Origin of the sequence: Halovenus halobia (genome assembly GCF_051414135.1) — an archaeon.
In the GTDB taxonomy this organism is placed as follows: Archaea; Halobacteriota; Halobacteria; order Halobacteriales; family Haloarculaceae; genus Halovenus; species Halovenus halobia.
Genome location: NZ_JBLKOA010000003.1, coordinates 93119 through 119960, shown reverse-complemented (window position 1 = coordinate 119960; position 26842 = coordinate 93119). Strand labels below are relative to the sequence as shown.

Here is a 26842-nt window from a genome sequence, read left to right as displayed (position 1 = left end):
TCAGCGCGTGGAGGATGTCAAGGACTGTGCCGGCTCAGACCGACGCCGGAATTGCGACCCTGTCGCCGATTTCGACGCCAACCGCGCTGGCCCACCCCCGTGGCACTTCGAGCACGTACAGCCCACGACCCGTGTACGGCGCGTCGTCCGCTGGCGGAGGTCGGGCGCTGTGAATCTCCGTAATCGTCCCATCGGGGTCGATGAAGATGATGTCGATGCCGAAGGACATGTTTCGCATCACGTACGATTTCGCACCGGGTTCGTCGTGGACGAACAACATTCCCGACCCATTTTCGAGTCGGTCGGTCCGACTCAACCCGATTTGACGTTGGGCGCTGGTCTTGGCAACGGTGACCGAAACGGTGCCGAGTTCGCTCCCGTTTGCCGACTGCACCGTCACCGTTGTCTCTCCGTACTCGCCAGTGTCGAGCAACGGCAATGGTGGCAGCGAGGCAAAGGCCACGAGCAAGCCGCTGGCGAGGACGGCAGCGACGAGCAGAGTGCCGGGTTTTCGCACACCCGGGCCAACGAGAGCGGTCTGCCTAAGCGTTCCGACCGAACAGAAAGCATTATTCGGCGCGACAGAGTTATTTCAACTGTCGGGTTCGTGGTCTAGCTGGTTATGACGCGGCCTTTACAAGGCCGAGGCCGGCGGTTCAAAACCGCCCGAACCCATACGCAGTACGTACGGTCTCTAACACTCCTGTTTTCGGCTTCTTACGGCTTCTTTCTGCAATATTCTCTATCTCGCCGTTCTCCGACGGCGATATGCGCCGTGCGAACCCGTGCAGATTCCTGCGCGCTCCGCCTTCGTACCGGAATTCCGTTATTCGAGATTGCTCGTTGGTTTATTAACTTGTTGGAAATCATATCTCAATCTTCATTTCTGGGTTTAATTCTTCACACAAATCATTATAAACAACGCCTACCACAGGGAAACCTGTGACAGCGCGCAACCAAATTTAATTATAGTGTGATAAAATTGTGAGAATACTAAACAGAATACACGCACGCGCTGACACCGCGTACGACAATGCGTACCACCACAAACTAAGTGGGCGAATCTGGCGCGCGCTCGAAGGAACAGAGTACGATCAAGTACACGACGAGAATCAGCCAAAGCCGTTCAGCTTCAGTAACCCATTTCCGCCGGGGGACATGGAAGAGGGAGACGAGCGAACACTGCTGATCGCCTCGCCAGACGAGCAGTTGCTCGCTCATATCGCTGCTGATCTGAAAGACGATCCCGAGTTGAATATCGGTCAAATGCCCTTCACCGTGGCGGATTTGTCGCCGCTGTCGCCGGATGTCGGTGAACCGGGAACCTCGGGCACGATGGAAACGGGAACCGGTGTGCTGGTTCGGATTCCACCGTGGCGGTTTGAGGAGTACGAGATCGACGTTGACCACGACGAAGCCGAGTTCTGGCGGCCGAAACACACGATGGAGCCGTTCAGAAAACAGATCGAGGCGAACCTGGACAAGAAACACGGGCTCTATTGTCCGAACTATTTGCCCGGCCCCTCTGATGTAGAGGGTGATCTGTTCGATGGCTATGAACTTATCAAGACGTTTGCCCTGCCAGTCACGCCGACGACGGGCCAGACGGAGACGTGGGTGTTGAGCAAGTGGCGGTTCGACTACACCGTTCGAGACGACGATCATCGACGGCACCTGAACCTCGCACTGGATGTCGGAATTGGTGAACGGAACAGCCTCGGATTCGGGTTCGTGAATCTCACGGAGGCAAACTGATGGACACGAAAGCCCTTGAGAACGTGGATGCCGAAACGATTGAATCCGCGATCCCACGTCGACCGATCGCATCGCTCCGCGATATTGAAGTGCTCTACGGTGCTCTGTATACGCTCGGTCGAGGATTGACCGGGCCGTATGGCGCATACCTTAGTCCGGACGCTGCTGCTGATCAGATCGGAAGCGAGACACTTGTTGTCGTTCGTGTCGATCTCAGAGGCGAGAAAGCGACGCTTGGAGATCCACCAGTCAAACTCGAAATGTTCCCTGAGGATCTGGTGCCGCGTGTTGCCCATTCAAAATTCAGTGCTGCGATGGGTGTCGATCACAGCATCACCCACCAGTCTGGTCAGACCAACGGACCAGAAAAGCATAGCGACCACGCTTTCGAGCGATTAGAGCGTTGGCCCACAGAGGATGCTGTAATCGAAGCCGCATCAGAACATGATGATGGCTGGCTAATTGAGACATTAGCCGAGTTAGGAGAAGATGATTCAGTCGAAACAAAAATTCGAGAAGGAGTCAAGTCACTCATTTCCGAAGAAGGACAACTTCTCCATACAGTCGCTATCGCATTTGACGATGATGAGTTGAACACGACGACGGAATTCCAGCCCGACGAAACCTGGCACTATCCCGGTGAAATAGAAGTGCTTCAAGAGGCGATGGCGGCTCGTAAGACGGGGAAATTTCGGGCGAAAAACGAAGCTGAAGACGCCTCTGGCGACGGAACGTGCTTCGTTTTTGACACCGACGAAACGGTGTACGGTGTCGTTGATGACCCGATGAAGCACTATCTCTCGAAACAGATGGAGAAGTTCCCTGCTCTCGATGCTGATCGGTCGTGGCAGACGCAAGGCCTCGGTCGTGATGCGGCGATTCGAGCACAGAACGCGGACACGTTCCTTGATGCGTGTGCTATCCCCGCTCCCGGAACGTCAGCGTTCTACCTCCCGTATCCGACGGGGAAGATCGATGCGGACAGCGCGAGAGCAGTCTATGAACTATTGAGCGAACAAGTTGAGGCAGACGATGATGAATCACCTGTCGGCAATAAGTATCGTCGGCTCAAGAAGCTCGACAGGCTAGATACGATTCGGTTCTCGCTCATTATTATCAACAAATATCAAAAAGATCGATGGCGGGTTCTTGCGGCGACCCCGACAGCATCGATTCATGTCATTGAGGAAATAACCCAGCAACATCGTACTGTCCAAAATAGCCGATGGGTTAAGAAGGAAGAAATATTCCCGAAACGCGAGAAGTTCCCTCTGCTCAGTATTACGGAATCGGAACCTCTCTCAAATGTTGTCTCCAGTGTCGCATACCTTGGAGAGACCTGTCTCGGTGATGACGCCGATGATCCGAGTAGTGACGATTTCCGATTCCGAGGGACGGCGACGATTGCCAGTGGAAAACAGCTCCGCGTCGAGGAGTTACTTGAAGAGTACGTCGCAAAGCTGGTAGATCGATTCGACCCGGGCAGCCAGTATCCGTTCCCGATAGCGACTCTCGCACAGCAGTACGTGCAGCTTAACGCGCTCAGAGCGTGTGACTTGCTCACCGCAGATGACGAGCGACTCGTAACACAGCCACCACACATGAGCGATCAGACCTCACAGACGACGGCAGATAATCGTCAAGAACAGTTCGAACAGTTTATCGAAGATCACCCTGCATTGAGCGACAAAACGAGGGAGGGAGTATTTGCTCTCGGTGCGCTTGTCGGCCGCATCTCTCGTTACCAAAGTAGAGAAGGAAAAAGCATGACGGCTGTCAAGCAGTATCCGATAGACAACCTCACCAAACACAATATCAGGCGAATTGCGACAGAGGTTGTTGGTTCCAATATCGTCTATTCTGATGAGTATGCAGGGACGATGTATGGAGAATTAATGGACACCGTGTGTGACGGTCTTGAAACAGCCGAACCAACCGACTGGGAGCTATCGACGCAAGACCTGCGCTTCCATTATGCAATGGGTATCGCCTACGGACAAAACGATTCCAGCACTTCGGAGACTAACAATGAGTAAAAACAACATCATCGAGAACCGCTCGGAAATTGTCTTTTTGTATGATGCCGTTGACGCCAATCCCAACGGTAATCCACTTAGTGGAGCGAACAGACCGCGAATCGATCCCGTAACAAACGAGGCAATCGTCACCGACGTTCGGCTGAAACGCTACCTCCGCGATCAGTTCGAGGCAGACAATGAAGGAGTCTACATTACGAGCGAACGCGGGGAATACGCTAAAGAGCGCGAGGATCTACTCAAGGAAACGTTCGGTGTGACAACTGTCGAGGAAATTGAAGACGAGGAGTTCGATGGCTTCGACAGGTTCCTCGACAATGCAATCGACGCCCGGTTGTTCGGTGCAACCTTTAGCATTGATACCGATGCTGGTGAGCTTATCGAGGCCCTCGAAAAGCACCTCCCTGATCACCTTACAGGCCCTGTCCAGTTCTCACCTGGAAAAACACTCCACCCTGTCGAGGTAAACGAGGAGTACAACAGCCTCACGAGTGTTATCGGCACCGACGACGAAAAAGAGCAGGGCGGATTCGATCTGGATGATCACCGGATCAAATACGGCCTGATCGGATTCCACGGGCTGGTCGATGAACACGGTGCGGAGGATACCAACCTCAAAACGGAGGATATAGAACAACTGGATTCGACCTGTTGGCGTGCGATCAAAAACCAAACAATCACCCGTAGCAAGGTAGGACAGGAGCCACGTCTCTACATTCGTGTCGAGTACGACACTGACAGTTTCCATATCGGCGGCCTCACGCACGAACTTGATGTCGTGGGTGACGACGAAGACGCTCGCTCCTACCGGACAGTGCAAGACGTAACAGTCGATGCAACGGATCTTGTCTCCCGGCTCAAATCACATGAGGATCGCATCCAGACAGTGCATGTCGTTGCTGACGATGCATTAGAGATCGAACTCAATGGAGAATCACTCCAAGACGGATTCGTTAGTGCGCTCGAAGACCGCTTCGACTCAGTCCACGAAATCGATGTGTACGGTAACTAGTGGATCATAGGGATGCAATCACAACTTGACGATCACGCTGACGAGAGTACAAGCCAAGACACTGAGCCGCTCTCCCGTTCCCCTCCGGAGCGGTGCCTTTCGTTTCGGCTATCCGGCCCATGGGGGCACTTCCGCCGCGTTGAGGGGAACACAGTGAAAACTACGTACCGAATCATCCCAAGAACAACTGTCGCTGGTCTCTTGGCCGCAGTTCTGGGTATCGGGCGAAACCAGTATTATGACCTGTTTGGCCCCGAGTCATCTGCGATATCTATTGAGCCGGTAAGCGAACTGCGAACGATAAATCTCCCCGTGAATAACCTCACTACATCGCAAGAAGGGCTGAAAGGAGTCAATACGCGGGGCAAGGTCAGCGTCTACTATCCAGATCCGACGGAGGATAGGCAGCGAACGAATTACGAGGTACTCGTTGAACCTGAGTACCGAATTGACCTTTGGCTTGCTGACGAGGAAAGATACGACGAACTTCGAGAGTACCTTGCGGAAGGAAAATCATACTACACGCCTTCGCTTGGTCTCTCCGAATATCTGGCCGACATCGAATACCTCGGTGAATACGAGGTGACAGCAGTAGCACAATCCGAACCTCACGCTGTCGATTCCGCGGTTCCAGACCCTGATGGCGTGATACCTGAACCAAACGTCAACTATGGAACGGAACGATCACCGGCGTTCATGGAACGGACGACAACGTCCGGTGAATTCTCGGGACGGCGAACAACGAGTTACCTGACCTATACGTATAGTCCGGATGGAGACACACTCACCGTCTCAGATACAACAGCGGCAAGCGTTGATAATCGAACTGTGGTGTTTCGATGACGTGGACGCTTGACTCGGGACGAGAAATTCTCTCTCATCCGCCGGAGGCGAATCGTGCATCAAAACCGCTCTGGGGCCACTTGACGGGTGTGAGTGATCGAGCCGCTTCTGCTATATCTGAGAACACACAGTCACAGACTGAGGATTCACTCAGTGAAATAGTCCAACTTCTCGGTCTGGCTCACGATTTTGCGAAAGCAACACCGGCATTTCAACGGTACATCCGAGATGAATACTATGACTCTCCAAAGCACCATGCAAGACTGGGTAGTTTGGTCGCCTACTTCTTTCTCGAACAGAACGGGTATGAGCGAGAACCCCGGTTAGCTGGACTGCTCGCTGTTGCCAAACATCACGGTGATGTCCCGGATGCAGCAAAATATATCAGAAAAACGTTTGACGAGCCTCGAATCGATCCGATGGGAAGCAATCAAACCATTCAGGCAATCAAGCAAGCCAAAACAATCGAAGCTCATGCCGAGACGTTTGCTCGTGATCTGTTCAGGAAAGCAGTCCGTGAGGGGGCTTGGGACGATTTTCTGGAAAAGATCGGCGGTGCCTCTGACTCACCTATCCTCACAGATGTCGTCGAAGATGCAGGTAAGAGAGGAGGATTCGCTGGCGAACTAGAAGTAAAAAACTCTCTTTTCAATGAGTCAATATACACGACACATTTGATCCTATTTGGCGCGTTGACGTTTGCAGACAAAACGGATGCTGCAGGAATCGATTCCGATGACAACCGACTATCGGGGGAGTATCCATCACTCGATAAACTCGAAACCCATCTAACAGAGCTGGGTGGAGAAACGCAAAACGATATTGAAGCTCAGCTAAACGAAGTCAGAACAAAGGTTCAAGACGAGATTCCGGAACAGACACAGGAATTTCTCGAAAGCAATCACTCAGTCGCGACGTTAACGCTCCCGACAGGATACGGAAAAACATTCGCTGGCCTGCTTGCGGGCCTTACACTCTGTGAGAACCACGATGGGCGACTCGTATACGCACTCCCGTTTACCTCTATCATCGACCAGACTTCGGGAACGCTACAGGACGTTTTCGAGACAGATCCATCCGGTAATCTGCTGACGGTACATCACCACCTCGCAGAAACAAGAACCGATACGGAAAGCGAAGAGGAAGAGGAAACAGACGAACACGCTTCACACGAGGTGCTACTAGCAGAGAGCTGGCGAACCGGGCTGACGCTAACGACTTTTGTACAGTTGTTTGAGAGTCTCGCTGGCCCGCGAAATGGACAATCGCTCAAGCTATCCGCGCTTCAGGGTAGCACTGTTGTTATCGATGAACCACAGGCGATCCCACAGCATTGGTGGCCCATCGTTCGGAAGCTCATCGATATGCTGACTGAGCAGTTCGATGCTCAGGTGTTGCTAATGACCGCTACACAACCCTCCCTCGTTGAGGATTCGTTCGAACTTATTCCGTCTGAACAACTGCTTGAGATCGAGCAATCCGCTTTCGCTGGTGATCCACCATCGAGAGTACAGTATCAACTCCATACGACAGCACTCGTCACCGAAAACGAGGATCGATTATCCCACCTGGACGCAGCAAACTTACTCGCAGAAACCGTCGTAAGCGGAGACACAACGTTAGCGATCTGTAACACGATAGAAAGCACTCGAACGCTTACGAGGGAATTTGTGGATAGTATCTCAGAATCCAAGCCTGATCCGGTCGCTGTCTCTGAATTGTATGAAGCACAGCTTAATGAAGACGAAATCGGTGGGCCGTCAGCGACAAAGGAGTACGACGGCAAGCAACGGCCGAGTATTGAGCGCGGTCGGCTCGTTCGCGCTGTTGTCGAGAAGCTTCGAACCAAAGAGACCGTAGCGTATCTACATCTGACGACGCGTGTGCGCCCGTGCGATAGGCAGTTCCTCCTTGCTGTTGCGAACGATCTCGCTGGGATTGATATTCCGTTCGCACTCATCTCGACACAACTCGTCGAAGCGGGGGTCGACATCAGCTTCGACACTGTCTACCGTGACTTCGCTCCCCTAGATTCGATAGTACAGGCGGCAGGTCGGTGTAATCGTTCATACGAACGCGCACCGGAAACTGGTGTTACCACCGTCTGGCAACTCGAACCACCCGGCGAAGGCAATACACCTCCATCGACCGCAGTGTACGCACCGAACCGCAGTAGAGGTGAGACGGATCTTCTAATGCATACTCGATCCGTTCTCGAAACTGTCCGGGACGAACATGGAGCCGCGTTTGCTGACGAGGTTCTAGCGAAGGACGCTATCGAACGCTATCACGATACTGTTGGAGAGCGTGTTCACAGCGTCTCCGAGAGTAATGATCTCGTGACTGCATTCGAGCAGGCAGATGGGGAGACGCTGCGCGAAGCGTCACTCATCGAACGTCGACAGTCAGTTGAGGTATACGTATGTCGGACAGAGGAAGAACACGACTCCGCAACTGCCATTGAATCACTTATGAGGGAACGGAAGTTCGAAGAAGTGGATTCAAAACGGGACGAATTGGCCTCGATTCGAGTTTCGATTCCGGTTCCAAGAGCGAATACGGATGCTGCGAGCGGTCTTCTTAGTCTTGAACCGTTACTTGATGAAGAGAAAAAGCGGCATGATCCGGAACGGATTCTCCATGCATCGAATTCAATATTCGATTCAGAATTTGGAGTCCAACCAAGTGAATACGGTGTGGAGGACCGATTCTTTTGACCGACGCTGACCCAATCGAACGACTCCTCGCAACCGCCCGCGGCGAACCAGTCGACGATCCGTTCCGTGTGACTGGCGTAATGGTGCAGTACTACTACGTCTGTAAGCGCGAACTTTGGTTCGAATCACGGAATCTTGAAATCGACCGCGAGAACGCTACTGTCGTCCGTGGCACCCGCGTTGACGAGACGGCGTACAGCGACAAACGCGAGAACCTCCATCTCGGCATGGTCTCGCTGGACCTGCTGGACGACGGCCGCGTCGTCGAGGTCAAACCTTCGTCGACGCTCACGGAACCGGCCGAGATGCAGTTGTCCTATTATCTCTGGTATCTCGACCGGGTGGCAGATATCCAGCGTGATGGCGTCTTGGCTCACCCACGGGAACGAAAGCGCGAACCCGTCGAACTCACGACGAAGCGAAGCGAAAAAGTCGAAACCGCGATCCGCGGCATTCACGATGTCGTTAGTCGGTCCTCGCCACCACCGGCCGAGGAGAAACCGTACTGTGATTCCTGTGCGTATCACGACTTCTGTTGGTGTTAACAATGGATAGGAACTACCACGTCTTTTCGGACGGCCGACTCGAACGCAGCGACGACACGCTCAGACTCGTCCCCGACGATGGCGGGGACAAGCAATACATTCCCGTCGAGAACGCCGAAGCGTTCTTTCTGCACGGCCAGATCGATTTCAACACGCGACTGATGTCGTTTCTCAACGACCGGACGGTCGCGTTGCACGTCTTCGGCTGGGAGGATTACTACTCGGGTTCGGTGATGCCGAAGCGCGGCCAAACGTCTGGAAAGACCGTTGTCAATCAAGTTCGTGCTTACGAGGACAGCCAACACCGACGCCAGTTAGCCGCCGCGATTGTCCGTGGAAGCATCCACAATATGCGAACCAACGTGGTCTACTACAATGGTCGAGACCACGAGCTTGATAGCGTAATCGAGGATTTGGACGCTGCGGCTAATCGTGTCGATGAGTCGCTTCCGGTTGATGAGCTACTGGGGACTGAAGCTACCGCGAGAAAGGCCTATTACCGAAGCTTCAATGAGATTCTGCCGAGTGAGTTCCAGCTGGCCCAGCGAGAATATAATCCCCCACCCAACGAGATCAATAGTCTCATTTCATTCGGCAACTCGCTGGTCTATGCGAACTGTGTCTCGGCGATCCGCGCTACGGCACTTGATCCGACAATCAGCTACCTTCATGAACCGGGTGAACGGCGATACTCGCTGTCGCTTGACCTCGCGGACTTATTCAAACCGGTGCTCGCGGACCGTGTCCTGTTTCGGTTGGTAAATCGAAATCAGATTTCGGCAGATGATTTTGAGACTGAACTCGGTTCGTGTCTATTGAACGAATCTGGCCGGAAGGCGTACACGAAGGCGTTCGAAGAGACGCTCGAACGGACAGTCGAACATCCAACGCTCAACCGCAAGGTCAGCTATCAGTACCTGATTCGTCTGGAAGCGTACAAGCTGAAGAAACACTTGCTGGCCGGAGAGGAGTACGATCCGTTCCAACGGTGGTGGTGAAATGTACGTCGTGATGGTCTACGATCTGGAAGCAGAACGAACACAGAAAGCACTCAAAATTGGGCGACGGTATTTGACCCACGTTCAAAACTCCGTACTCGAAGGTGAAATTTCCGAAGGTGATCTCGCTCAACTCAAAAACGAGATCGATGACCTGCTAAAACCCGGTGAATCGACGATCATATACGAGCTATCTTCGGATACACTGCTCAATCGGACGGTCTACGGCGAGGACCCGACCGAGGATCAGCGGTTTCTGTAGTCAGTTCCGTCGACCCCCACGGGAACGCAGCTTATTGACGGTCGACGGAAAGAGTTTATTCCAACCGGCCGTTAGCACGTCTATGTCCCGTATATCGGGCATGGTTTCAGACGGACCCTTGTGGGGTTGAAGCCGTCGGAGTCGTATTTGTCGCAGTGGAATCGAGTAAGTTTCAGACGGACCCTTGTGGGGTTGAAGCTCCCGCACGAGCGTTCGGGAAAATTCAGTCCTCGCGTTTCAGACGGACCCTTGTGGGGTTGAAGCTCAATCCCCTTAATTTTGGCATCTGAAAAAACGCCGTTTCAGACGGACCCTTGTGGGGTTGAAGCATTTCTCGCCTCGGGGAGTTCGTCAGTCATCCGCGGGTTTCAGACGGACCCTTGTGGGGTTGAAGCCTTTTGCCCCGAGGGGTTGTTTTTCGCTCTTACTGGTTTCAGACGGACCCTTGTGGGGTTGAAGCCTTTTGCCCCGAGGGGTTGTTTTTCGCTCTTACTGGTTTCAGACGGACCCTTGTGGGGTTGAAGCATCGAATACGAACAGGCGATGCTCTGCGTCGTCTCGCGTTTCAGACGGACCCTTGTGGGGTTGAAGCACCCAATAAACCGATTTGGCTATTCTTGATGAGCTGGTTTCAGACGGACCCTTGTGGGGTTGAAGCCCCTTTACTTGTCTGGATCACCATTTCGAGTGGCCGGTTTCAGACGGACCCTTGTGGGGTTGAAGCCTGTCAAGCCGACCATCGCCCACGCGCCCATCAGCGGTTTCAGACGGACCCTTGTGGGGTTGAAGCAACCCGCACGAACTCTACATCCTCTCCGACGACTGGTTTCAGACGGACCCTTGTGGGGTTGAAGCGGCCGGCGGATGCCAACACTCAGGCCAGTGCTCGAAGTTTCAGACGGACCCTTGTGGGGTTGAAGCTCCCATTTTGTCTTACTCATAGTCTGAAAGCGTGTTTCAGACGGACCCTTGTGGGGTTGAAGCTCAGATAGTTCCTCTGCTTTTGCCGCCGGGTCTTGCTGTTTCAGACGGACCCTTGTGGGGTTGAAGCTCCGGTTAGGTCTGGGTGTGTCCGTGTGATAACCCATGTTTCAGACGGACCCTTGTGGGGTTGAAGCTTGCCTCCCGTGTGATGATGCAACAGCCGCCGAACAGTTTCAGACGGACCCTTGTGGGGTTGAAGCATTGACTCGCACGATGCACAGAAAGCCGCCACACGTTTCAGACGGACCCTTGTGGGGTTGAAGCGAGCCGCGGTCTGCGCTGTCGGCCGTGTCGGTTATCGTTTCAGACGGACCCTTGTGGGGTTGAAGCACGTATGCAACGGTGTACTTTTTTAGTGAATGGCAGTTTCAGACGGACCCTTGTGGGGTTGAAGCTACAGTTGTCCCGTTTTGACTGAGGGTTGCTATTACAGTTTCAGACGGACCCTTGTGGGGTTGAAGCACCGTCAACAAGTCGGGAGATTACGACGTTGAGTTTCAGACGGACCCTTGTGGGGTTGAAGCACCGTCAACAAGTCGGGAGATTACGACGTTGAGTTTCAGACGGACCCTTGTGGGGTTGAAGCCGCGTGAACATCATAGCCGGAATGACCGATGTGAAGTTTCAGACGGACCCTTGTGGGGTTGAAGCGCGGTCTGGTTTGAGTTGCCGTCAGTCCACCCCAGTTTCAGACGGACCCTTGTGGGGTTGAAGCTCTAGCTGGACCATCTCAGCCCGAGCTTTATCAAGTGGTTTCAGACGGACCCTTGTGGGGTTGAAGCCTCGTACTGTTCTTCGAGGGCCGCGAGCCGTTCGGCGTTTCAGACGGACCCTTGTGGGGTTGAAGCATGGAGTAACTAACACCAATGAGTACAACATCACAAGTTTCAGACGGACCCTTGTGGGGTTGAAGCGCTTTGTGGCTGGGTCTGGCCGCCGCCACCACCGGTTTCAGACGGACCCTTGTGGGGTTGAAGCCTCGACGGGGATTTCCTCACCACAGTCGTTACAGCGGTTTCAGACGGACCCTTGTGGGGTTGAAGCCTCTGCTATCGGAGAGGTCTCAGCTCCCGAACACGGGTTTCAGACGGACCCTTGTGGGGTTGAAGCAGCATCAAATTGTACGAGGTAGCGATGTCTCTCGTTTCAGACGGACCCTTGTGGGGTTGAAGCGCGGTTTGATTGTTTGTCGTGGCTAATGCTTTGCTTGTTTCAGACGGACCCTTGTGGGGTTGAAGCTCGCCATTGACCAGCGTGGTCTGTGTCGTAGTGGTGTTTCAGACGGACCCTTGTGGGGTTGAAGCTTTGATGACCGCGAGTACCTCCCGCACGTCCCGCGGTTTCAGACGGACCCTTGTGGGGTTGAAGCCGATCTCATTCTCTCCGTCCTTGATTAGCAGCGCAAGTTTCAGACGGACCCTTGTGGGGTTGAAGCTCATGGTTGCCATTACCGTGATTCTCGCAGCCGTGGTTTCAGACGGACCCTTGTGGGGTTGAAGCGTACTCATTGTTTTGATAGAATCGGAGGTTTAGCTACGTTTCAGACGGACCCTTGTGGGGTTGAAGCTCTCGTCCACGTCCCCGAGGCATCGGGGATAATGAGGTTTCAGACGGACCCTTGTGGGGTTGAAGCAGGCCAACGAGGGCGTAGACGAGTATATCAAAGATAGTTTCAGACGGACCCTTGTGGGGTTGAAGCGCGTTCGTGTACGTCGAGACTGGCGTGTACAACCGGTTTCAGACGGACCCTTGTGGGGTTGAAGCAGTGCTGTCTTGTTCGTGTGTGCTCAAGTGGTGGTTTCAGACGGACCCTTGTGGGGTTGAAGCGAGGTGACGAACAATGAAGGAAAGAGACGAACTCGAGTTTCAGACGGACCCTTGTGGGGTTGAAGCGCACTATGAGTACCTCGGAAGCTCCCGGACCAGTTGTTTCAGACGGACCCTTGTGGGGTTGAAGCCATGCCCTGAGAACCGGCATCGAGCACGTTAGCCTGTTTCAGACGGACCCTTGTGGGGTTGAAGCTTGTCGGTGCCGCGAGACGAATAGTGGCCGTGCTTGTTTCAGACGGACCCTTGTGGGGTTGAAGCCACACCCTCGTCCCGATGAGTGGCGAGACAGCCAGGTTTCAGACGGACCCTTGTGGGGTTGAAGCACGGTTCCATCTTCAGTTGCAGAGGTGAGGCTAAGTTTCAGACGGACCCTTGTGGGGTTGAAGCATAGCCTTGTTTGTCTGGCGGGACTAACTCAACACGGTTTCAGACGGACCCTTGTGGGGTTGAAGCTTCGGGAAATCGTTCGTTGTATATTCCATCTGTCTTGTTTCAGACGGACCCTTGTGGGGTTGAAGCTCTTGGCTGGTGCGTTTAGTGTCCTGAACGCTGGTTTCAGACGGACCCTTGTGGGGTTGAAGCAGCCAAGTGGTGACTTAGATTCTAACCCGACTCAGGTTTCAGACGGACCCTTGTGGGGTTGAAGCGCCATCCCCGAGGATACCTACGACGCCGCGGACGGGGTTTCAGACGGACCCTTGTGGGGTTGAAGCGTGGGCATTGTGAGTCTGCTACGCGGGTGGGACCGTTTCAGACGGACCCTTGTGGGGTTGAAGCGAGTTGCGTGATTGGTTCGGTGTTCAGCGACGCGTTTCAGACGGACCCTTGTGGGGTTGAAGCAACACGGGCGGAAGTGACGGGGACATCGTTGAACTTGTTTCAGACGGACCCTTGTGGGGTTGAAGCTGACTTTATTTATGCAGGGCCATCTGGTGACTCTTTGTTTCAGACGGACCCTTGTGGGGTTGAAGCCGAGAGAATGACGCGCTCGCGGTCGGTCAAGTCGTGTTTCAGACGGACCCTTGTGGGGTTGAAGCTGCATCGAACTCACCGAGGTCGAACTCCTCTGCAATGTTTCAGACGGACCCTTGTGGGGTTGAAGCTTAGCATATCTCCCAGAAGGCGCGTCGATAGAGTGTTTCAGACGGACCCTTGTGGGGTTGAAGCCCTCCGCTCGACGGGGAGCCTCGGAGGTCTCGACATGTTTCAGACGGACCCTTGTGGGGTTGAAGCGACCGAACCGCGAGAGAACGAGACGATGTTTTGCGGCGTTTCAGACGGACCCTTGTGGGGTTGAAGCCGGGGGTAACATGCCAACCGACCCAATCGGCGTCTTGTTTCAGACGGACCCTTGTGGGGTTGAAGCATTGCCGTTGTCTGGATTCCGTTTCTTGAATCCATCGTTTCAGACGGACCCTTGTGGGGTTGAAGCTCGTCCGGGAGCTGTCCCGTCCCGTCGAGTGCGTTGGTTTCAGACGGACCCTTGTGGGGTTGAAGCGTCCTGCTTGCAGGAGGGGCACAGGTTGTCGTAATACCGTTTCAGACGGACCCTTGTGGGGTTGAAGCAACGCCGAAGAGCGCGGGACGATGAACCCGAGCAAAGTTTCAGACGGACCCTTGTGGGGTTGAAGCGACCACGACACCGACGATACTGACGACGCCAACGAGTTTCAGACGGACCCTTGTGGGGTTGAAGCACGCGCAACTGCGTCACGGACAGGACCGCAGTCCGGTTTCAGACGGACCCTTGTGGGGTTGAAGCGAGAAACTCGCGGACGGCCAGCGTCGGCGGGATGTTTCAGACGGACCCTTGTGGGGTTGAAGCCTGTTGCGAAAGTGCAAATGGATACTCATATTTCAGCGTTTCAGACGGACCCTTGTGGGGTTGAAGCGTGAGGAAGTATCTCGTCTTGTAGTCCTCGGGCCTCGTTTCAGACGGACCCTTGTGGGGTTGAAGCAGTCGGGGCGTTCAGGAGATGCCAACTATGAGCGAGTTTCAGACGGACCCTTGTGGGGTTGAAGCTCCGCCGCCACAAGGCCCGCTAAGTAACTTTGACCGTTTCAGACGGACCCTTGTGGGGTTGAAGCGTGGCCGGGACAGTCGCGAGGAACGCGCCAACCAGTTTCAGACGGACCCTCATGGGATTGAAGCGGGGGGTACGACTTCTTCGCGCCTATCTGGACCGTGTTTCAGACTGATTCCCGTGGAATTGAAGCGAGTTGGTCGACGGCCGCGACGTAGCTGCCCCAGGTTTCAGATGGACCTTAGAGCGATTGAAGTTGGATTGGAGACCGGTATCTCGTCGGTCCCGGGTCGTGTTTCAGACGGAACCTCATGGATTAATCCTACTGTGACCAACCCCTGAGGCTCCCAACTGTTTCCAGATAGATTCTCTAATCCGTCGAGTGATCCGACTCTCCACCATCAGCAATCGCATACTCGTTTAGTGATTCTTCAAGTGCTTCGCGTCGCCGCCGCGACTTTCGTTCCTCGGTCCGCTGGTCGTAATGCTTGTCCAGCACGGGAACAGATACATCCACACGGTCGCTCAGAAGCTCTTTCGGCATGCCTTGGTCCAACTGATTCATGATTGCCCACTTCCGCAGTGGATGCGTACTGAACCGATCTGGACAGTCGGCGGCGTTGGCGTTTTTCGTCGCCTCGCAATCCGACACCGCCCGATCATGTGGGCAATCACCAGAATAGACACAGGGCCGAGTCATCTTGTAGAAATCCCGCCGGATCGTCGCCGTTGACGGCCGGCCACTGGGTGTCGTGAATAGCGGTTCCCGGCCATGCTCGTCAACGACATCGGCCCGGTTGTGCTCGACGTAGTCGACGAGGAACTCCCGCAACTGCTTGGAGATGTTGATGATCCGCTCTCCATCGCGCCCATTCTTTAGCGGGGTTCCGTACACTTCAGTTCCCTCAGGACGATGCCGGAGGTGGATAACCATCTCCTCAGGCTCGAAGTCCATCAGATCAATCGCCAGGATGCCTCCCAGTCGAAGTCCCACCTCGGCAATCAACTCGAAGACAGCGTGTCGCCGTGAGGCGTACTCAAACTGCCGGAAGTACGACCGGATGCCTTCGACCGCCTTGTCGGCCGGCACCCAGTCGTTGACTTCCTCCTCGGGCGGGACGTTCGGAAGTGGGGCCCGGTTGGCTACTCCCTCTGGAACGGCGTCGACGTTTTCACAAAAGCGGAGAAACCGCTGTAGGATTGCGAGGTTCCCGTTGAGACTGACGACGGTGAGGTCCGATTCGGTTTTTCGCCACGTTTTGAACTCCATCAACTGCCGACCACCGATATCGTTCATGTCGTCGATGCCGACCTCATCAGTCCATTCGACAAAGGTACCCAGGGCTGACTGATGTTTTCGTCGGGTCGCAGTCCGCAGGCTGTCTCGCCGGTGCTCAAGATACCAGTCGAGAGCATCCTGCGGTGCGAGCGGTTCGAGGTCGGTCTGGGTCATGTTTCGATTTATTTTGGTCGGGATTGGCTGGGTCGGCCAGCGCCGGGCACGTGGGTCGTCCCCAGGCCAGTCGAATTTGTCCCGCGTCGTCGAATTTGCACAGCAGTTCCGGGTATTTATAGAATGGAGAAAAATTGGGGTTGGCCGGCCAATTCGCAGAGCTTGCAGGAGGAGAATACAAAAATTTGAATTTTCATGCCGGATCTACGTAATCATGTAGCCACAGTCGGCCGGGTCTAATGTTTAGATTCTAATTAGCAGTCGTTCGGGTCAGTAGATGAACGGTCATTTCTCGATCCCCATGCATGGGGGAAAATTGGCCGGATAGTCTGGAATCATCCCTAGTCAAAATGTCACTTATCCACGACAGACATCTGATTTTCACCCGTGGTCGCTCTCCCGCGCGCAGTTTCGGGCCGTGAATTGAGTGTATATCTTAATTCGGCTGTTTTGGCCCAATCAATGGCCCAAACAATGGCAAAATTCGAAAATCCCGGTCGTCTGACGGAACGGCCATGGCTGCCATAGCATCGTGCGGTTCTCGTTGGATTTCGCTAGAATGCTGGATCCATCTTCGAAATAAATGACAATATGGGGGCAAGAACAACGTGAAATATGTGTTTGGATTGCCATTCTGGTGAAACGTGGCTCCTGTCGCAAGTAGACCCGCGTGTTGAGTGGTGGGACCGAATCGGCTGCTGGAAAGATATAACCGGCAGGGATTCCTATCGAATCATATGAGTGTCACCCGTGACCAAGATGTGCTTGGCGGCGAGCCGCGAATCGACGGCACGCGGATTGGCGTGCGCCACGTCGCCGGCCGGGTGATTGACAGCGGCCAATCCCCCGCACACGTCGCGGACCAACTCGATGTGTCCCTTGTAGACGTGTACGAATCGCTCTCCTACTACTACGCCAACATCGACGAAATGCGCGAGCTCGAAGCGGAGAACGAAACGGCATTTGAGCGCGTTCGCGAGTCCTCACTCAAGCCGAAAGAGACCGTGCAGTGACGGGTTCGCAGATTTTGCTTGATGAGCACGTTGGTCGAGTCTTCGAGCGACTGCTCCGAGAGCGTGGACACGACGTAGAACAGGCGAAAGACCGGTTCGGTGAACATACGACTGACGCTAACTGGTCGAGTGGTGCTGTAAGTCTGGCACTGTCCTCTTGACGAACAACGCAAAAGATTTCGAGCCACTGCACCGTGAGTACGACCACGCGGGAATCCTTCTCTACTACGACCAGAAACTCCCGGACACTGACCCCCAAGGACTTGCTCGCACCGTCGACGAGGTGTTCAATCAGTACGGAATCGACGGGATTACAAACCAACTCGTTGATCTCGGGGAGTGGTACGACTGGCTCCACGAGTGACCGTCCGTTGCCCAATAAATTAGCTGGGGGTAGTTCGGCGACGACCTCGATCCGCTACATCTTGTCGAGATAGCCCCTCCCCTGCTCCAATTTCACTTCCATCGTTCGTTTGTCGTAGTGTTTATCGAGCGTTCGCCGTCGGTATCGACATCCTCGACATCGAGGGAATTCGCCGCACCAATCCGCATACCCGTCTCCCAGAGAAGTGCAAACACTGCGTGCTCTCCCGATGGTGAAAAAAGCCGGAGGTTCGCACCGCTCGCCCCCGGTACAATTCACTACCACGGACAAATCCTCGTCGACTCGAATCGAGCTACTGGAGTACATACGCGTGCCGACGCCACCCTCTTGATTACTGCCGCCATACAATCGGACAAGCCACCGATGCCCCCATCTCGCCGCCAACTGCTGATAGCGACGCTCGTAGCCGGGAGCGCAACGGTCGCCGGCTGTGTCGGCTCTGACGACGCCCCCCAAGAGGAGCAGCCCGAAGCTGACGACAACACGACTGACGAGCAAGAAGTCCACGAAAGCTACGAGACAACCGAGGTCAGCGTCGAGTCCGACGGTGAGACGCTGGGCTCGGTCACCGCAGCCATCGCAGACACGCCGGACCGACGGTACACCGGCCTCAGCGGCACTGTATCCCTCCCCGAGGACCGCGGAATGTTGTTCGTCTTCGACTCAGCAGACAGCCACACCTTCGTTATGCGTGAGATGGACTTCCCCATCGATATCGTCTACGCGGATGTTGACGGAACAATTACTGATATCCACCACGCCCCCGAACCCGGTCCGGATGAGAACGGCAACGAACAGGAGTATCCCGGCTTCGGCCAGTACGTCCTCGAAGTAAATTACAACTGGACGACCGACCGCGGGGTCGAATCTGGCGATACGCTCGCCTTCGAGTTATGAGACCTGGGCAGCAATGTCGGTCGAGGAAATCATGCCGACGTAGTCACCGCCCCGGACGACTGGCAGGTGTTTGATCCCGAAGTTCGTCATCATCGCCGCTGCTTCGCCCACCTGCAACTCTGGTGGCACCGTCTCGACGGACTCGGTCATCAGCTCTGTCACGTCGAGTCCTGACGTGTCGGTTCCGTCGGCGACGGCGTCGAGAATGTCCGTGCTGGTGATAATCGCCGGCGGACTCGTCGTGACGAGCAGGGCGCTGATATTGTGTTCGCGCATCTTGGCTGCAGCGTCGCTCACTGTTGCGGTTCGAGAAATCGTCTCGACTGGCGAGGACATAATATCCTCGACACGTGTTGGCTCGGTACCCATATACACTGTCTATGGCTCTGCCGTCTTCATCCTTGTTACTTTCTTGAACGGTGGCGCTAACTGAGAGGTCCGGGCCTACGAGTCTCGAACGCGTACCTCCGCTGTGTCGAGATACGCACGCACGCGGTCCGGAAACGCCCCAGTGCCGGGCCACCGCTCGGCCACGCCGAGTCGGTCAGGGTCGCCGACGTACACCTGTACTGCGCCCTCCTCAGCACACGGCACCGTCACGCGGACGTAGAGGTCACTCTCGACTCCTTCGTAGCGGTCGAGTGCGTCACGTTCTGGCGTCGAGAGAATCCGGCCGTCGGTCTTGCCGCCGGGCAACAGCGTCGGGTACTGGCCGTCGACGCAGTGCAGTCCCTCAAGTACGGCTTCGCCGCAGTAGCGCCACTCAGAAAGAAGGTCCGCGGCTCGGTCGGGCTCGGTGAGCGTTCCGTAGACGAAGACGTCCACAGCGCTCGCTATCGCTCGTCGATTGGGGTGACCGTGCGGCTCTCCGGACCGACGTAGCTGCCACGCGGGCGGATGAGACGGTTGTCATCCTGGTATTCAAGCACGTGTGCGAGCCACCCACCACAGCGGGCCATTGCGAAAATCGGGGTGTACATATCGATCGGGATACCGAGCTGGTAGTAGACCGCGCCGGAGTAGTAGTCGACGTTCGGCGCGATTCCTTTCTCGGGCAGCCCCTTCTCCTCGGTCAGGAATCGCTCGATGGTCGCGGTGTAGTCGAGCCACTTCGTTTCGCCGGATTCCTCAGAGAGGTCCTGCAGTTTCGCCTCGAGAATATTCGCACGCGGGTCCTTGACGTTGTAGACGCGGTGGCCCCAGCCGGGGATACGCCGACCCTGCTCGGTCTGTTCTTTGACCCACGCGAGCGGGTCCTTGCCGCTCTCGTCGAGTTCGAGCAGCGTCTCGATGACGTCCTGATTCGCGCCGCCGTGTAGTGGACCGGACAGCGCGCCGACACCGCCGGTCAGGCTGCTGTAGACATCGGCGTACGTCGAGCCAATAACCATCGCGGTGAACGTCGAGGCATTGAGTCCGTGGTCGGCGTGTAGCGTCAGCGCCATATCGAACGTCTCTTCTGCAACCGCAGTGGGCTGTTCGCCGGTGAGCATGTAGAGGAAGTTGCCGGCGTAAGACAGCGACGGGTCGGGGTCGAGAGGCTCCTCGTCGCGGCGGAGTCGGTCGTACGCGCCGAGGATAGTCGGAATCTTCGCGACGATGCGTCGGCCCTTCCGACGGGCGGCGTCGAGGTCCTCTGGGTCAGCGTCGGCCTCTGGCTCGCTCGCCGAGAGCATCGAGACACCGGTTCGGAGCGCGGCCATCGGCCGCTCACCCTGTGCCGCAAGCGTCTCCAGTGTGTCGACGACGCCCTGGTCGATCGCCTGCTCTTCGGCGAGTCCGTCGGCAAACTCCGCGAGTTCCTCTTCGGTCGGGAGTTCACCGTTCCAGAGCAGATAGAGCACTTCCTCGAAACTCGCGTTTCGTGCGAGGTCTTCGATATCGTATCCACGATAGACGAGTTTGCCGGCGTCTCCATCGATATAGCTCAGCGACGACTCGGCGACGAGCACGCCTTCGAGGCCCTTCTTGAGTTGGTCGGACATTATATCCCTACTTTCCCATCGTGTGGGATAAATCATTATCTTTCGATTCGTTGCGGCCCTGGCTCTGTTCTCAGTACGCCGAACTGATCAAATGATTATCCACTTTGGCGACGAACCCGACGACAATCACGCGACAGTCGCCGAACTTTCCGAAAGTTATCCAGTTCGCCCTCACTCGGGCGGCCGATGGCGCGACGGAGACCGAACGGCTAAAGACCGTGGGACCGTCGATATTCGTTAATGACGAGTTTAGGCACGGCGCGTGCCGACCCGGGTGACGCGGACACCGGCGAACTCCCTGTCGGTGAGGGTCCTGACGGGAGCGAGGTCGGGTTGCCGGTCGCGGTGATCAACGGCGCACGCGACGGGAAGACGCTCTATCTGCAGGCCGGCAGCGACGGCGACGAACTCAATGGTATCGGCGTTATTCGGCGGGTGGTCCCACAGATCGACCCGACCGAACTCTCTGGGACGATTCTGATTGTCGGCATCGCGAACTACTTCGCCTTTCAGCACAACGAACATCGCAACCCGATCGACGACACGAAACTCAACCGGACATATCCCGGCAACGAGAACGGCACCTCCACCGAACGCATCGCGGCCGCTACCTTCGACGCCGCGAGCCGTGCTGACCTCGTGCTCGACCTGCACCAGGGCTCAACCTCACGGATGATCAACGAAGTCCGAGTTCGGTGCGGCCGCCGTCATCGTCTCCACAAGGACTGTCTCGAACTTGCGAAGGTCTTCGGCTGTGGACATATTCTCGACCAGAAGGGGCCGGAGGGACAACTCGCCCGCGCCGCACCCGACGACGGGATTCCGACGGTCGACCCTGAACTCGGCGGGTCGGTTGGTCTCGACAAAGAAAGTGTCCAGAAGGGCGTCGAGGGTGTGTTCAACGTGCTGAACTATTACGACTTCCTGCCTGGGACGAGTCACCCTGAAGGCCAGACCCGCGCGAGCGGCTTCGAGCAGTATGGCGCACCAAACGGCGGCCTTGTCGAGTTCAACGTCGAACTCGGCGAACGAGTGAGCCGACGCCAGACGCTGTTCGAGATTACCGACGTGTTCGGCGACACGAAAGCCTCTGTTACCGCCGACTCTAGCGGCGTCTTCTGGCGAACACGCCGGCTTCCACAGGTTGCCACCGGCGAATACGTCTGCTCGGTTGGGACCGATATCGATACGTACTGACCGCGCTGGACCGCTCGCACGCGTTCCCCATCCTGCGCACAGCCTGTCCGACAGCAAACAGTCCCCCACGTATTTGTGCCACGATGTCATACCACTTGCTATGTCTGAACAGCCGGGCAACCCCGCAGCGCGCGAACTCGGCTACTGTCCGTGTTGCGGGTATCTCACCCTCACAGAATCTCAGCCCGGCTCCTACGAGGTGTGTCCGGTCTGTCACTGGATGGACGACCCGATACAGTTTGCCGACGAAGAATTCGTCAGCGACACGAATCACGTGTCACTCCATCGTGCGCGGAAGAATTTCGAGGAATTTGGTGCCGCAAGCAAGGGCGTCGTCGATGACACCCGCGACCCCGGCGACGAGCCCCGGGACCCTAACTGGCCGTATTAATCGTCTTCGTCTTCGTTGTCTTTGATTTCTCCGAGTTTGTCGAGCAACTCGTCCTGGCTGGCGTCGGACTCGAAGGAGACCTCACCTTCGTGGGTATGCTCGTGGACGGAGACGCCGTCGTTGTCGTCGATGTCGTCTGTATCCGGATTTTCCTGCTCGGATTCATCGTAGCTTCCAAAACCCATACATTCGGAGTTGCGTAGCGACACTGAAAGAGTCTCCGGTTTTTGAGATTTTGTGACTCGGTCACAACGACAGCGTCTCGCCTAGTTCGGGTGCTGACACCGCAAAGCCGTCGTCGGCGAGTTCTTCGGCGTAGCCCGCACAGTCGTCGCCGTGGTTGACGACGACCGGTGTTTCCTGATACGAGTCCAGGAATGCACGCAAGCCCGCGCTGTCGGCGTGGGCGGAGAAGTCGTACTGCTCAACCTGTGCGCTGACGGGCAAGACGCGGCCGTCGAACTCTGCACGGCCGGTTTCGACGAGTTCGCGGCCGGGCGTCCCCTCGACCTGATAGCCAGTCAGCGCAATTTTGTTCGTTGGGTGTTGGCGAATCTGGGGAATATAGGAGACGACGGGGCCGCCCCCGAGCATCCCGGCCGTGGTCAGGATGACGGTGTTCTTGTCGGTGAGTCGCGACCGCTGGCCGTGTTTGCCGGTGACAAAGCGGGCGTTCGAGACGGCCCGCTGTAGCGCCTTGGCGTCGCGGACGTACCCCGGATACTGCCGCAGTGTCCGCGTCACGTCCGTGGCCATCCCGTCGAGATAACAGTCGATGTCGTTGTCGGCACAGATGAGCAGAATCTCTTGGGCGCGCCCGATTGCGAACACCGGAACGATAACCGTTCCGCCCTCCCAGACTGTCGTCTGGACACTCTCGACGAAGCGCTCCTCCAGTTGCTCGCGGTCGGAGTGGCTCACGTCGTGGTACGTGCTCTCTGTGATAACCGCGTCCGCTTCTGGCCGGGCAGTTGTCGACTCGACGAGTCGTTGTCCGCGCGCAGTCGACTTCTCGTTCGCGTAGAAATCGCCCGTATAGAGCAGGCGCGTCTCGCCGTCGTCAATAAGGACGTGTGCACTCCCGGGGATGTGGCCGGCGTTGAAGAAGGTAATCTCGTGGCCGGCGGCCCCGAAGGACTCGCGATAGCCGTGGGTTTCCGAGACTTGCGTGAGCCGTCGGACGTGGGTCTCGGTGAACGGACACTGTGGCGTGTTGCCGTGTAGTTTCAGTGTGTCCTCAGCCAGTCGGAGCGCGAGCGCCCGTGTCGGTGGCGTCCAGTGGACCGGCGGCCGGTTCGACCCGCGCAACAACGCAGGGACTGCCCCCGAGTGGTCGAGGTGGCCGTGGCTGACGACGACAGCCTCGGGGTCGACATCACCAATCGGATACTGCGGCGGATTGTCGGTCTTGATGCCGTAATCCAACAGCACGGAGTCGTTGACTAGCAGTGCACTCCGGCCGACCTCTCCAGCGCCGCCAAGAAACTCGACATCCATCGTCAGGAGGCCAGCACGAGCGGTTCGTACCACTCCTCGTTCGCCTGATACCACTCGACGAACTCCTCGACGCCCTCGCGGATGGTGTGCGTCGGTTCGTAGCCAAGCAACTCGGCGGCTTTCTCGATGCCAGCGTGGGTGTGTTCGGCGTCGGCGTCGTGACGTTCGGCGTACTCGAGATCCAGCTCGGGGGCGAGCATATCGCGAATCTCCTCTGCTAACACCTTGATTTCGATGTTGTCCGTGCTCCCGATGTTGAGTGCTTCGCCGTCGGCGGCGTCTTCGTGCAGCAGCGTCTTGTTTGCGGTCACGACATCCTCGATGAAGGTGAAATCTCGCGTTTGCGTCCCGTCGCCGTAGATGACGGGCGCGTTGCCGTTGAGACAGCGTGAGACGAAATTCGAGATGGCCATATTTGGTCGCATTCGCGGGCCATAGACGGTGAAATACCGCAGCGCAACAGTGTTGATGTCGTAGACTTCGTTGTACGCACAGACGTACCGCTCGGCGGCCAACTTCGAGGCTCCGTAGGGACTCACCGGTGTCGTCGGGTGCTTTTCGTCGTAGGGCAGGTACTTTGGCTTCCCGTACACCGATGACGATGAAGCGTAGACAACTCGCTCGACGCCCGAGTTTCGGGCCGCATCGAGAACATTCAGTGTTCCGTCGACGTTGACCTCGTTGTACTTTCGCGGGTCTTCGACGCTCGGTCGAACGCCGGCCTGCGCCGCCTGATGGTAGACCATGTCTGCGCCAGCGACGACTTCGGTGACCGTCTCCTCATCTCGCACATCGCCGTCGATGAACTCGTAGGAGCCGTCGCCGTCCGCGGCAACTTCCTGACACCGCTCGATCGTGTGCTGTTTAATCCCAACGTCGTAGAACGGGTCGAGGTTGTCGAGTACGCGCACGTCGTGGCCGTCCGCGACGAACTGTTCGGCCAGATGGCCGCCGATGAAACCTGCACCGCCAGTGACGAGAATCTCCATACGGTATCCTCTCCCGGAACGAACAAAAACGCCGCGGGTCGGTCGCACCGTGACCCACAGGATTATGCGCTCGCCAGCCCAACCGAACGTTGTGTCAGATAACGCCTTCATGCCGGGATTTCGCTCTCTCGACAGGGAACTACACGAGTACAGCCTTCCTGTCGAGGGGTCGATACCAGCGTGGCTCTCCGGCACCCTCCTCCGGAACGGCCCCGGAAAATTCGAGGGTGGGGACGCTCGCCTGCGGCACTGGTTCGACGGCCTCGCAATGATTCGGAAATACGAGTTCGCCGACGGCGAGGTTGAGTACTCGAATCGGTTTCTCCGCTCGGAAGCGTACGCAGACGCGATGGCCGGCCAGCCAACTGGCCAGTTTGCGACCGACCGCAGCGGCGTCGGCAAACTGCTCGGCTGGCTCAAACGTCTCGGCCCGCCGGAACCGACCGACAACGCCAACGTTCACGTCGCCCGCCTCGACGGCGAGTACGTCGCCCAGACAGAGGTACCTCGCTGGGTCCGATTCAACGATGGCCTCGACGACAGCGGCCCATTTGCCTTCGAAGATGACCTCGACATGGACATGATTACGGCCCATCTTGTTGCCGACCCGGACGGCGGCCACGTCGGTCACGGCCTCTCGTTTGGCCGCAGCCACGAGTATCTCTTCTTCGAGATTCCGGATGGGAGCCGTCGCCGCGAGGAAATCGCCTCGATTCCGACCGACTCACCCGCCTACATCCACAGCGTCGGCGTCAGCGCGTCTCGACTGGTCCTCGTCGAAACACCCCTGCGAATCAACATCCTCCGTGCACTCTCGCCGTTCACCGAGGGCTTTTTCGAACTCCTGGACTGGGAGGACGACGCCGATACCCGATTCGTGGTCATCGACCGCGAGAGCGGTGAGACTGTTCTCGACCAGACTGTCGACCCCTTCTTCACCTTCCATACAATCAACGCCTACGACGACGGCGAGGAGACGGTGCTGGATTTGGTTGCCTTCGACGACGCCACAATTGTCGACGCGCTTTCCCTGGAGACACTCGCAACCGACGGCTTCGACGCTGCACCGCCCGGCCGATTTGTGCGGTTCCGGCTCGGCCCCGACGGCGTCTCCCGGCGACGACTCTACGACGGCGGTCTCGAACTCCCGACAGTACGAGCAGACAGACAGACGAAGCAGCATCGCTACGTCTACGCGCAGGCGACCGACCGCGAAGGCGCGAACGGACTGGTCAAAGTCGACACCGAACGAGAGACCGCGACGGAGTTCTGGCAGCGTGACCTCTACGTCGAGGAACCGTGGATGGTACCCCGGCCTGACGGCGACGCAGCAGACGACGGCGTTGTCCTTGCCCCGGCGCTCGATGTCGATACCGAGCGGTCTGTCTTGCTCGTGCTCGACGCGGCGACACTCGACGAACTGGCCCGCGCACCGGTCCCGCATCACAATCCCTTCGGCTTCCACGGCCGCTTTTTCCCCCAGTAATGGACGCCGACAAACTCGCCGCTGGGACGCTGGTCTTTCTGTTTCTGGGCGGGTCACTGCTCGCGGCGCTGTGGGTACTCGCCGAGTCGCTGGTGCCCGTTGCACTGGGTGTCTATCTGCTCATCGCGGTGTTGTTGTTCGCTCGACTCCGCCGGGCAGCCTCTATCTGGGACAAGTAACCGCCGAAACACCGAAACCCACCATCCCCCTACAAGAGGTATGCCCACTGTCCGGTTCGAGGGAGCCGAAATCGAGTGCAAAGCCGGTGCCACACTGCGAGATGTGCTCCGCGACGCCGACCTGTCGGTGTACAACGGCCGCGCCAGCCAGTTCAACTGCCGCGGACTCGGGAGCTGTGGTACCTGTGCAGTCGAAATTGACGGCGAGGTGAGTGAGCCAACGGCAACCGAACGCGTCCGACTGTCTGTCCCGCCGCACGACCCCGACAGCGGACTCCGGCTTGCTTGCCAGACCACTGTCGAGGGCGACCTCACCGTCGAGAAACACGACGGCTTCTGGGGCCAGCACGTCGAGGAGTGAGCA

Annotated in this window: 25 protein-coding genes, 1 tRNA gene and 1 CRISPR repeat array; of the genes, 17 read left to right on the top strand and 9 right to left on the bottom strand. The window is 56.8% G+C overall.

The genetic code is table 11. The annotated features are described in order from the left end of the window. Window positions 1-34 precede the first annotated feature (34 nt). The gene (locus tag ACMGFM_RS09765; RefSeq protein WP_436902354.1) at window positions 35-517 is read right to left on the bottom strand and encodes a DUF192 domain-containing protein; all 483 of its coding nucleotides are present in this window, start codon (window positions 515-517) and stop codon (window positions 35-37) included. Window positions 518-601: 84 nt separating this feature from the next. Between ACMGFM_RS09765 and ACMGFM_RS09760 the strand changes: the two genes are divergently transcribed. The 9 genes from ACMGFM_RS09760 to cas2 all read left to right on the top strand — a co-directional run bounded on the left by ACMGFM_RS09760 (window position 602) and on the right by cas2 (window position 10168). Next, window positions 602-675, top strand: a tRNA-Val gene (locus ACMGFM_RS09760). 309 nt (window positions 676-984) lie between these two features. Further along, window positions 985-1755: a CRISPR-associated endoribonuclease Cas6 gene (cas6, locus tag ACMGFM_RS09755; protein WP_436902353.1), complete on the top strand. Its 771-nt coding sequence runs from the start codon at window positions 985-987 to the stop codon at window positions 1753-1755. Next, a complete protein-coding gene (cas8b, locus tag ACMGFM_RS09750) occupies window positions 1755-3791 on the top strand; it encodes a type I-B CRISPR-associated protein Cas8b/Csh1 (RefSeq protein WP_436902352.1) in 2037 nt (678 codons plus the stop codon). The genes cas6 and cas8b overlap by 1 nt, the downstream gene beginning before the upstream one ends. Continuing rightward, window positions 3784-4803 carry a type I-B CRISPR-associated protein Cas7/Csh2 gene (gene cas7b, locus ACMGFM_RS09745; RefSeq protein WP_436902351.1) on the top strand — a complete coding sequence of 340 codons (1020 nt, stop codon included), beginning with the start codon at window positions 3784-3786 and terminating at the stop codon, window positions 4801-4803. The genes cas8b and cas7b overlap by 8 nt, the downstream gene beginning before the upstream one ends. A 12-nt stretch (window positions 4804-4815) precedes the next feature. After that, window positions 4816-5646 (top strand): type I-B CRISPR-associated protein Cas5b, encoded by an 831-nt coding sequence (gene cas5b, locus ACMGFM_RS09740; RefSeq protein ID WP_436902350.1) that lies wholly within the window; start codon window positions 4816-4818, stop codon window positions 5644-5646. Beyond that, complete coding sequence (locus ACMGFM_RS09735; RefSeq protein WP_436902349.1) at window positions 5643-8363, top strand: CRISPR-associated endonuclease Cas3''; 2721 nt, start codon at window positions 5643-5645, stop codon at window positions 8361-8363. Before cas5b ends, ACMGFM_RS09735 begins: the two co-directional genes overlap by 4 nt. Next, window positions 8360-8908, top strand: coding sequence for a CRISPR-associated protein Cas4 (cas4, locus tag ACMGFM_RS09730; RefSeq protein ID WP_436902348.1), 549 nt, complete (start codon window positions 8360-8362; stop codon window positions 8906-8908). The genes ACMGFM_RS09735 and cas4 overlap by 4 nt, the downstream gene beginning before the upstream one ends. A gap of 2 nt (window positions 8909-8910) precedes the next feature. Beyond that, entirely contained in the window at window positions 8911-9906 is a 996-nt protein-coding gene (gene cas1b / locus ACMGFM_RS09725) for a type I-B CRISPR-associated endonuclease Cas1b (protein ID WP_436902347.1), read from the top strand. A gap of 1 nt (window position 9907) precedes the next feature. After that, the gene (cas2, locus tag ACMGFM_RS09720; protein ID WP_436902346.1) at window positions 9908-10168 is read left to right on the top strand and encodes a CRISPR-associated endonuclease Cas2; all 261 of its coding nucleotides are present in this window, start codon (window positions 9908-9910) and stop codon (window positions 10166-10168) included. Window positions 10169-10271: 103 nt separating this feature from the next. Beyond that, window positions 10272-15134: a CRISPR direct-repeat array (repeat unit 30 nt; unit sequence GTTTCAGACGGACCCTTGTGGGGTTGAAGC). Between the two features lie 242 nt (window positions 15135-15376). Here cas2 and ACMGFM_RS09715 read toward each other — a convergent pair. Then, window positions 15377-16459 carry a tyrosine-type recombinase/integrase gene (locus ACMGFM_RS09715; protein ID WP_436902345.1) on the bottom strand — a complete coding sequence of 361 codons (1083 nt, stop codon included), beginning with the start codon at window positions 16457-16459 and terminating at the stop codon, window positions 15377-15379. Between the two features lie 737 nt (window positions 16460-17196). Between ACMGFM_RS09715 and ACMGFM_RS09710 the strand changes: the two genes are divergently transcribed. Both ACMGFM_RS09710 and ACMGFM_RS09705 read left to right on the top strand, forming a co-directional pair. Next, window positions 17197-17472, top strand: a complete 276-nt coding sequence (locus tag ACMGFM_RS09710; RefSeq protein ID WP_436902344.1) for a DUF433 domain-containing protein — start codon at window positions 17197-17199, stop codon at window positions 17470-17472. A gap of 157 nt (window positions 17473-17629) precedes the next feature. Then, window positions 17630-17836, top strand: a complete 207-nt coding sequence (locus ACMGFM_RS09705; RefSeq protein WP_436902343.1) for a DUF5615 family PIN-like protein — start codon at window positions 17630-17632, stop codon at window positions 17834-17836. Between the two features lie 92 nt (window positions 17837-17928). Here ACMGFM_RS09705 and ACMGFM_RS09700 read toward each other — a convergent pair whose 3' ends face one another. Next, the gene (locus ACMGFM_RS09700; RefSeq protein WP_436902342.1) at window positions 17929-18051 is read right to left on the bottom strand and encodes a site-specific integrase; all 123 of its coding nucleotides are present in this window, start codon (window positions 18049-18051) and stop codon (window positions 17929-17931) included. Window positions 18052-18220: 169 nt separating this feature from the next. Here ACMGFM_RS09700 and ACMGFM_RS09695 point away from each other — a divergent pair, with 169 nt between their 5' ends. Next, on the top strand, window positions 18221-18754 hold the full coding sequence (locus ACMGFM_RS09695; RefSeq protein WP_436902341.1) for a DUF192 domain-containing protein: 534 nt from the start codon (window positions 18221-18223) through the stop codon (window positions 18752-18754). Here ACMGFM_RS09695 and ACMGFM_RS09690 read toward each other — a convergent pair. From ACMGFM_RS09690 to citZ, 3 genes are all read right to left on the bottom strand, one after another. Beyond that, window positions 18749-19123 (bottom strand): CBS domain-containing protein, encoded by a 375-nt coding sequence (locus tag ACMGFM_RS09690; RefSeq protein WP_436902340.1) that lies wholly within the window; start codon window positions 19121-19123, stop codon window positions 18749-18751. The two genes, ACMGFM_RS09695 and ACMGFM_RS09690, sit on opposite strands and share 6 nt — an antisense overlap. Before the next feature lie 75 nt (window positions 19124-19198). Next, window positions 19199-19579 carry a gamma-glutamylcyclotransferase family protein gene (locus ACMGFM_RS09685; RefSeq protein ID WP_436902339.1) on the bottom strand — a complete coding sequence of 127 codons (381 nt, stop codon included), beginning with the start codon at window positions 19577-19579 and terminating at the stop codon, window positions 19199-19201. Window positions 19580-19587: 8 nt separating this feature from the next. Continuing rightward, window positions 19588-20739: a citrate synthase gene (gene citZ, locus ACMGFM_RS09680; protein ID WP_436902338.1), complete on the bottom strand. Its 1152-nt coding sequence runs from the start codon at window positions 20737-20739 to the stop codon at window positions 19588-19590. A 240-nt stretch (window positions 20740-20979) separates the two neighbouring features. Here citZ and ACMGFM_RS09675 point away from each other — a divergent pair, with 240 nt between their 5' ends. Both ACMGFM_RS09675 and ACMGFM_RS09670 read left to right on the top strand, forming a co-directional pair. After that, window positions 20980-21936, top strand: a complete 957-nt coding sequence (locus tag ACMGFM_RS09675; protein WP_299279641.1) for a succinylglutamate desuccinylase/aspartoacylase family protein — start codon at window positions 20980-20982, stop codon at window positions 21934-21936. A gap of 100 nt (window positions 21937-22036) precedes the next feature. Beyond that, window positions 22037-22327, top strand: coding sequence for a CPCC family cysteine-rich protein (locus ACMGFM_RS09670; RefSeq protein ID WP_436902337.1), 291 nt, complete (start codon window positions 22037-22039; stop codon window positions 22325-22327). Here the strand turns inward: ACMGFM_RS09670 and ACMGFM_RS09665 are convergent. From ACMGFM_RS09665 to ACMGFM_RS09655, 3 genes are all read right to left on the bottom strand, one after another. After that, window positions 22324-22512 (bottom strand): DUF5786 family protein, encoded by a 189-nt coding sequence (locus tag ACMGFM_RS09665; RefSeq protein ID WP_436902336.1) that lies wholly within the window; start codon window positions 22510-22512, stop codon window positions 22324-22326. The genes ACMGFM_RS09670 and ACMGFM_RS09665 overlap by 4 nt on opposite strands. Before the next feature lie 61 nt (window positions 22513-22573). Then, the gene (locus ACMGFM_RS09660) at window positions 22574-23824 is read right to left on the bottom strand and encodes an MBL fold metallo-hydrolase (protein WP_436902605.1); all 1251 of its coding nucleotides are present in this window, start codon (window positions 23822-23824) and stop codon (window positions 22574-22576) included. A gap of 2 nt (window positions 23825-23826) precedes the next feature. Continuing rightward, window positions 23827-24813: an SDR family oxidoreductase gene (locus ACMGFM_RS09655; RefSeq protein WP_436902335.1), complete on the bottom strand. Its 987-nt coding sequence runs from the start codon at window positions 24811-24813 to the stop codon at window positions 23827-23829. A 91-nt stretch (window positions 24814-24904) separates the two neighbouring features. On the opposite strand from ACMGFM_RS09655, the gene ACMGFM_RS09650 reads away from it, so the two are divergent. From ACMGFM_RS09650 to ACMGFM_RS09640, 3 genes are read left to right on the top strand one after another with little or no spacing between them, the layout of a single operon-like run. Beyond that, complete coding sequence (locus ACMGFM_RS09650; RefSeq protein WP_436902334.1) at window positions 24905-26299, top strand: carotenoid oxygenase family protein; 1395 nt, start codon at window positions 24905-24907, stop codon at window positions 26297-26299. Then, the gene (locus tag ACMGFM_RS09645) at window positions 26299-26478 is read left to right on the top strand and encodes a hypothetical protein (RefSeq protein WP_436902332.1); all 180 of its coding nucleotides are present in this window, start codon (window positions 26299-26301) and stop codon (window positions 26476-26478) included. Before ACMGFM_RS09650 ends, ACMGFM_RS09645 begins: the two co-directional genes overlap by 1 nt. A 40-nt stretch (window positions 26479-26518) precedes the next feature. Then, on the top strand, window positions 26519-26839 hold the full coding sequence (locus ACMGFM_RS09640; protein WP_436902330.1) for a 2Fe-2S iron-sulfur cluster-binding protein: 321 nt from the start codon (window positions 26519-26521) through the stop codon (window positions 26837-26839). The last annotated feature ends 3 nt before the right edge of the window (window positions 26840-26842 follow it).

What these genes read in the sequence shown, in the direction of transcription:
- ACMGFM_RS09695 (WP_436902341.1), top strand. Translation starts at nt 18,221, where the DNA reads ATGCCCCCATCTCGCCGCCAACTGCTGATAGCGACGCTCGTAGCCGGG.
- cas5b (WP_436902350.1), top strand. Translation starts at nt 4,816, where the DNA reads ATGCAATCACAACTTGACGATCACGCTGACGAGAGTACAAGCCAAGAC.
- ACMGFM_RS09645 (WP_436902332.1), top strand. Translation starts at nt 26,299, where the DNA reads ATGGACGCCGACAAACTCGCCGCTGGGACGCTGGTCTTTCTGTTTCTG.
- ACMGFM_RS09735 (WP_436902349.1), top strand. Translation starts at nt 5,643, where the DNA reads ATGACGTGGACGCTTGACTCGGGACGAGAAATTCTCTCTCATCCGCCG.
- ACMGFM_RS09660 (WP_436902605.1), bottom strand. Translation starts at nt 23,824, where the DNA reads ATGGATGTCGAGTTTCTTGGCGGCGCTGGAGAGGTCGGCCGGAGTGCA.
- cas7b (WP_436902351.1), top strand. Translation starts at nt 3,784, where the DNA reads ATGAGTAAAAACAACATCATCGAGAACCGCTCGGAAATTGTCTTTTTG.
- ACMGFM_RS09710 (WP_436902344.1), top strand. Translation starts at nt 17,197, where the DNA reads ATGAGTGTCACCCGTGACCAAGATGTGCTTGGCGGCGAGCCGCGAATC.
- cas1b (WP_436902347.1), top strand. Translation starts at nt 8,911, where the DNA reads ATGGATAGGAACTACCACGTCTTTTCGGACGGCCGACTCGAACGCAGC.
- citZ (WP_436902338.1), bottom strand. Translation starts at nt 20,739, where the DNA reads ATGTCCGACCAACTCAAGAAGGGCCTCGAAGGCGTGCTCGTCGCCGAG.
- cas2 (WP_436902346.1), top strand. Translation starts at nt 9,908, where the DNA reads ATGTACGTCGTGATGGTCTACGATCTGGAAGCAGAACGAACACAGAAA.
- ACMGFM_RS09670 (WP_436902337.1), top strand. Translation starts at nt 22,037, where the DNA reads ATGTCTGAACAGCCGGGCAACCCCGCAGCGCGCGAACTCGGCTACTGT.
- ACMGFM_RS09675 (WP_299279641.1), top strand. Translation starts at nt 20,980, where the DNA reads ATGACGAGTTTAGGCACGGCGCGTGCCGACCCGGGTGACGCGGACACC.
- ACMGFM_RS09655 (WP_436902335.1), bottom strand. Translation starts at nt 24,813, where the DNA reads ATGGAGATTCTCGTCACTGGCGGTGCAGGTTTCATCGGCGGCCATCTG.
- ACMGFM_RS09690 (WP_436902340.1), bottom strand. Translation starts at nt 19,123, where the DNA reads ATGGGTACCGAGCCAACACGTGTCGAGGATATTATGTCCTCGCCAGTC.
- ACMGFM_RS09665 (WP_436902336.1), bottom strand. Translation starts at nt 22,512, where the DNA reads ATGGGTTTTGGAAGCTACGATGAATCCGAGCAGGAAAATCCGGATACA.
- ACMGFM_RS09640 (WP_436902330.1), top strand. Translation starts at nt 26,519, where the DNA reads ATGCCCACTGTCCGGTTCGAGGGAGCCGAAATCGAGTGCAAAGCCGGT.
- cas8b (WP_436902352.1), top strand. Translation starts at nt 1,755, where the DNA reads ATGGACACGAAAGCCCTTGAGAACGTGGATGCCGAAACGATTGAATCC.
- ACMGFM_RS09715 (WP_436902345.1), bottom strand. Translation starts at nt 16,459, where the DNA reads ATGACCCAGACCGACCTCGAACCGCTCGCACCGCAGGATGCTCTCGAC.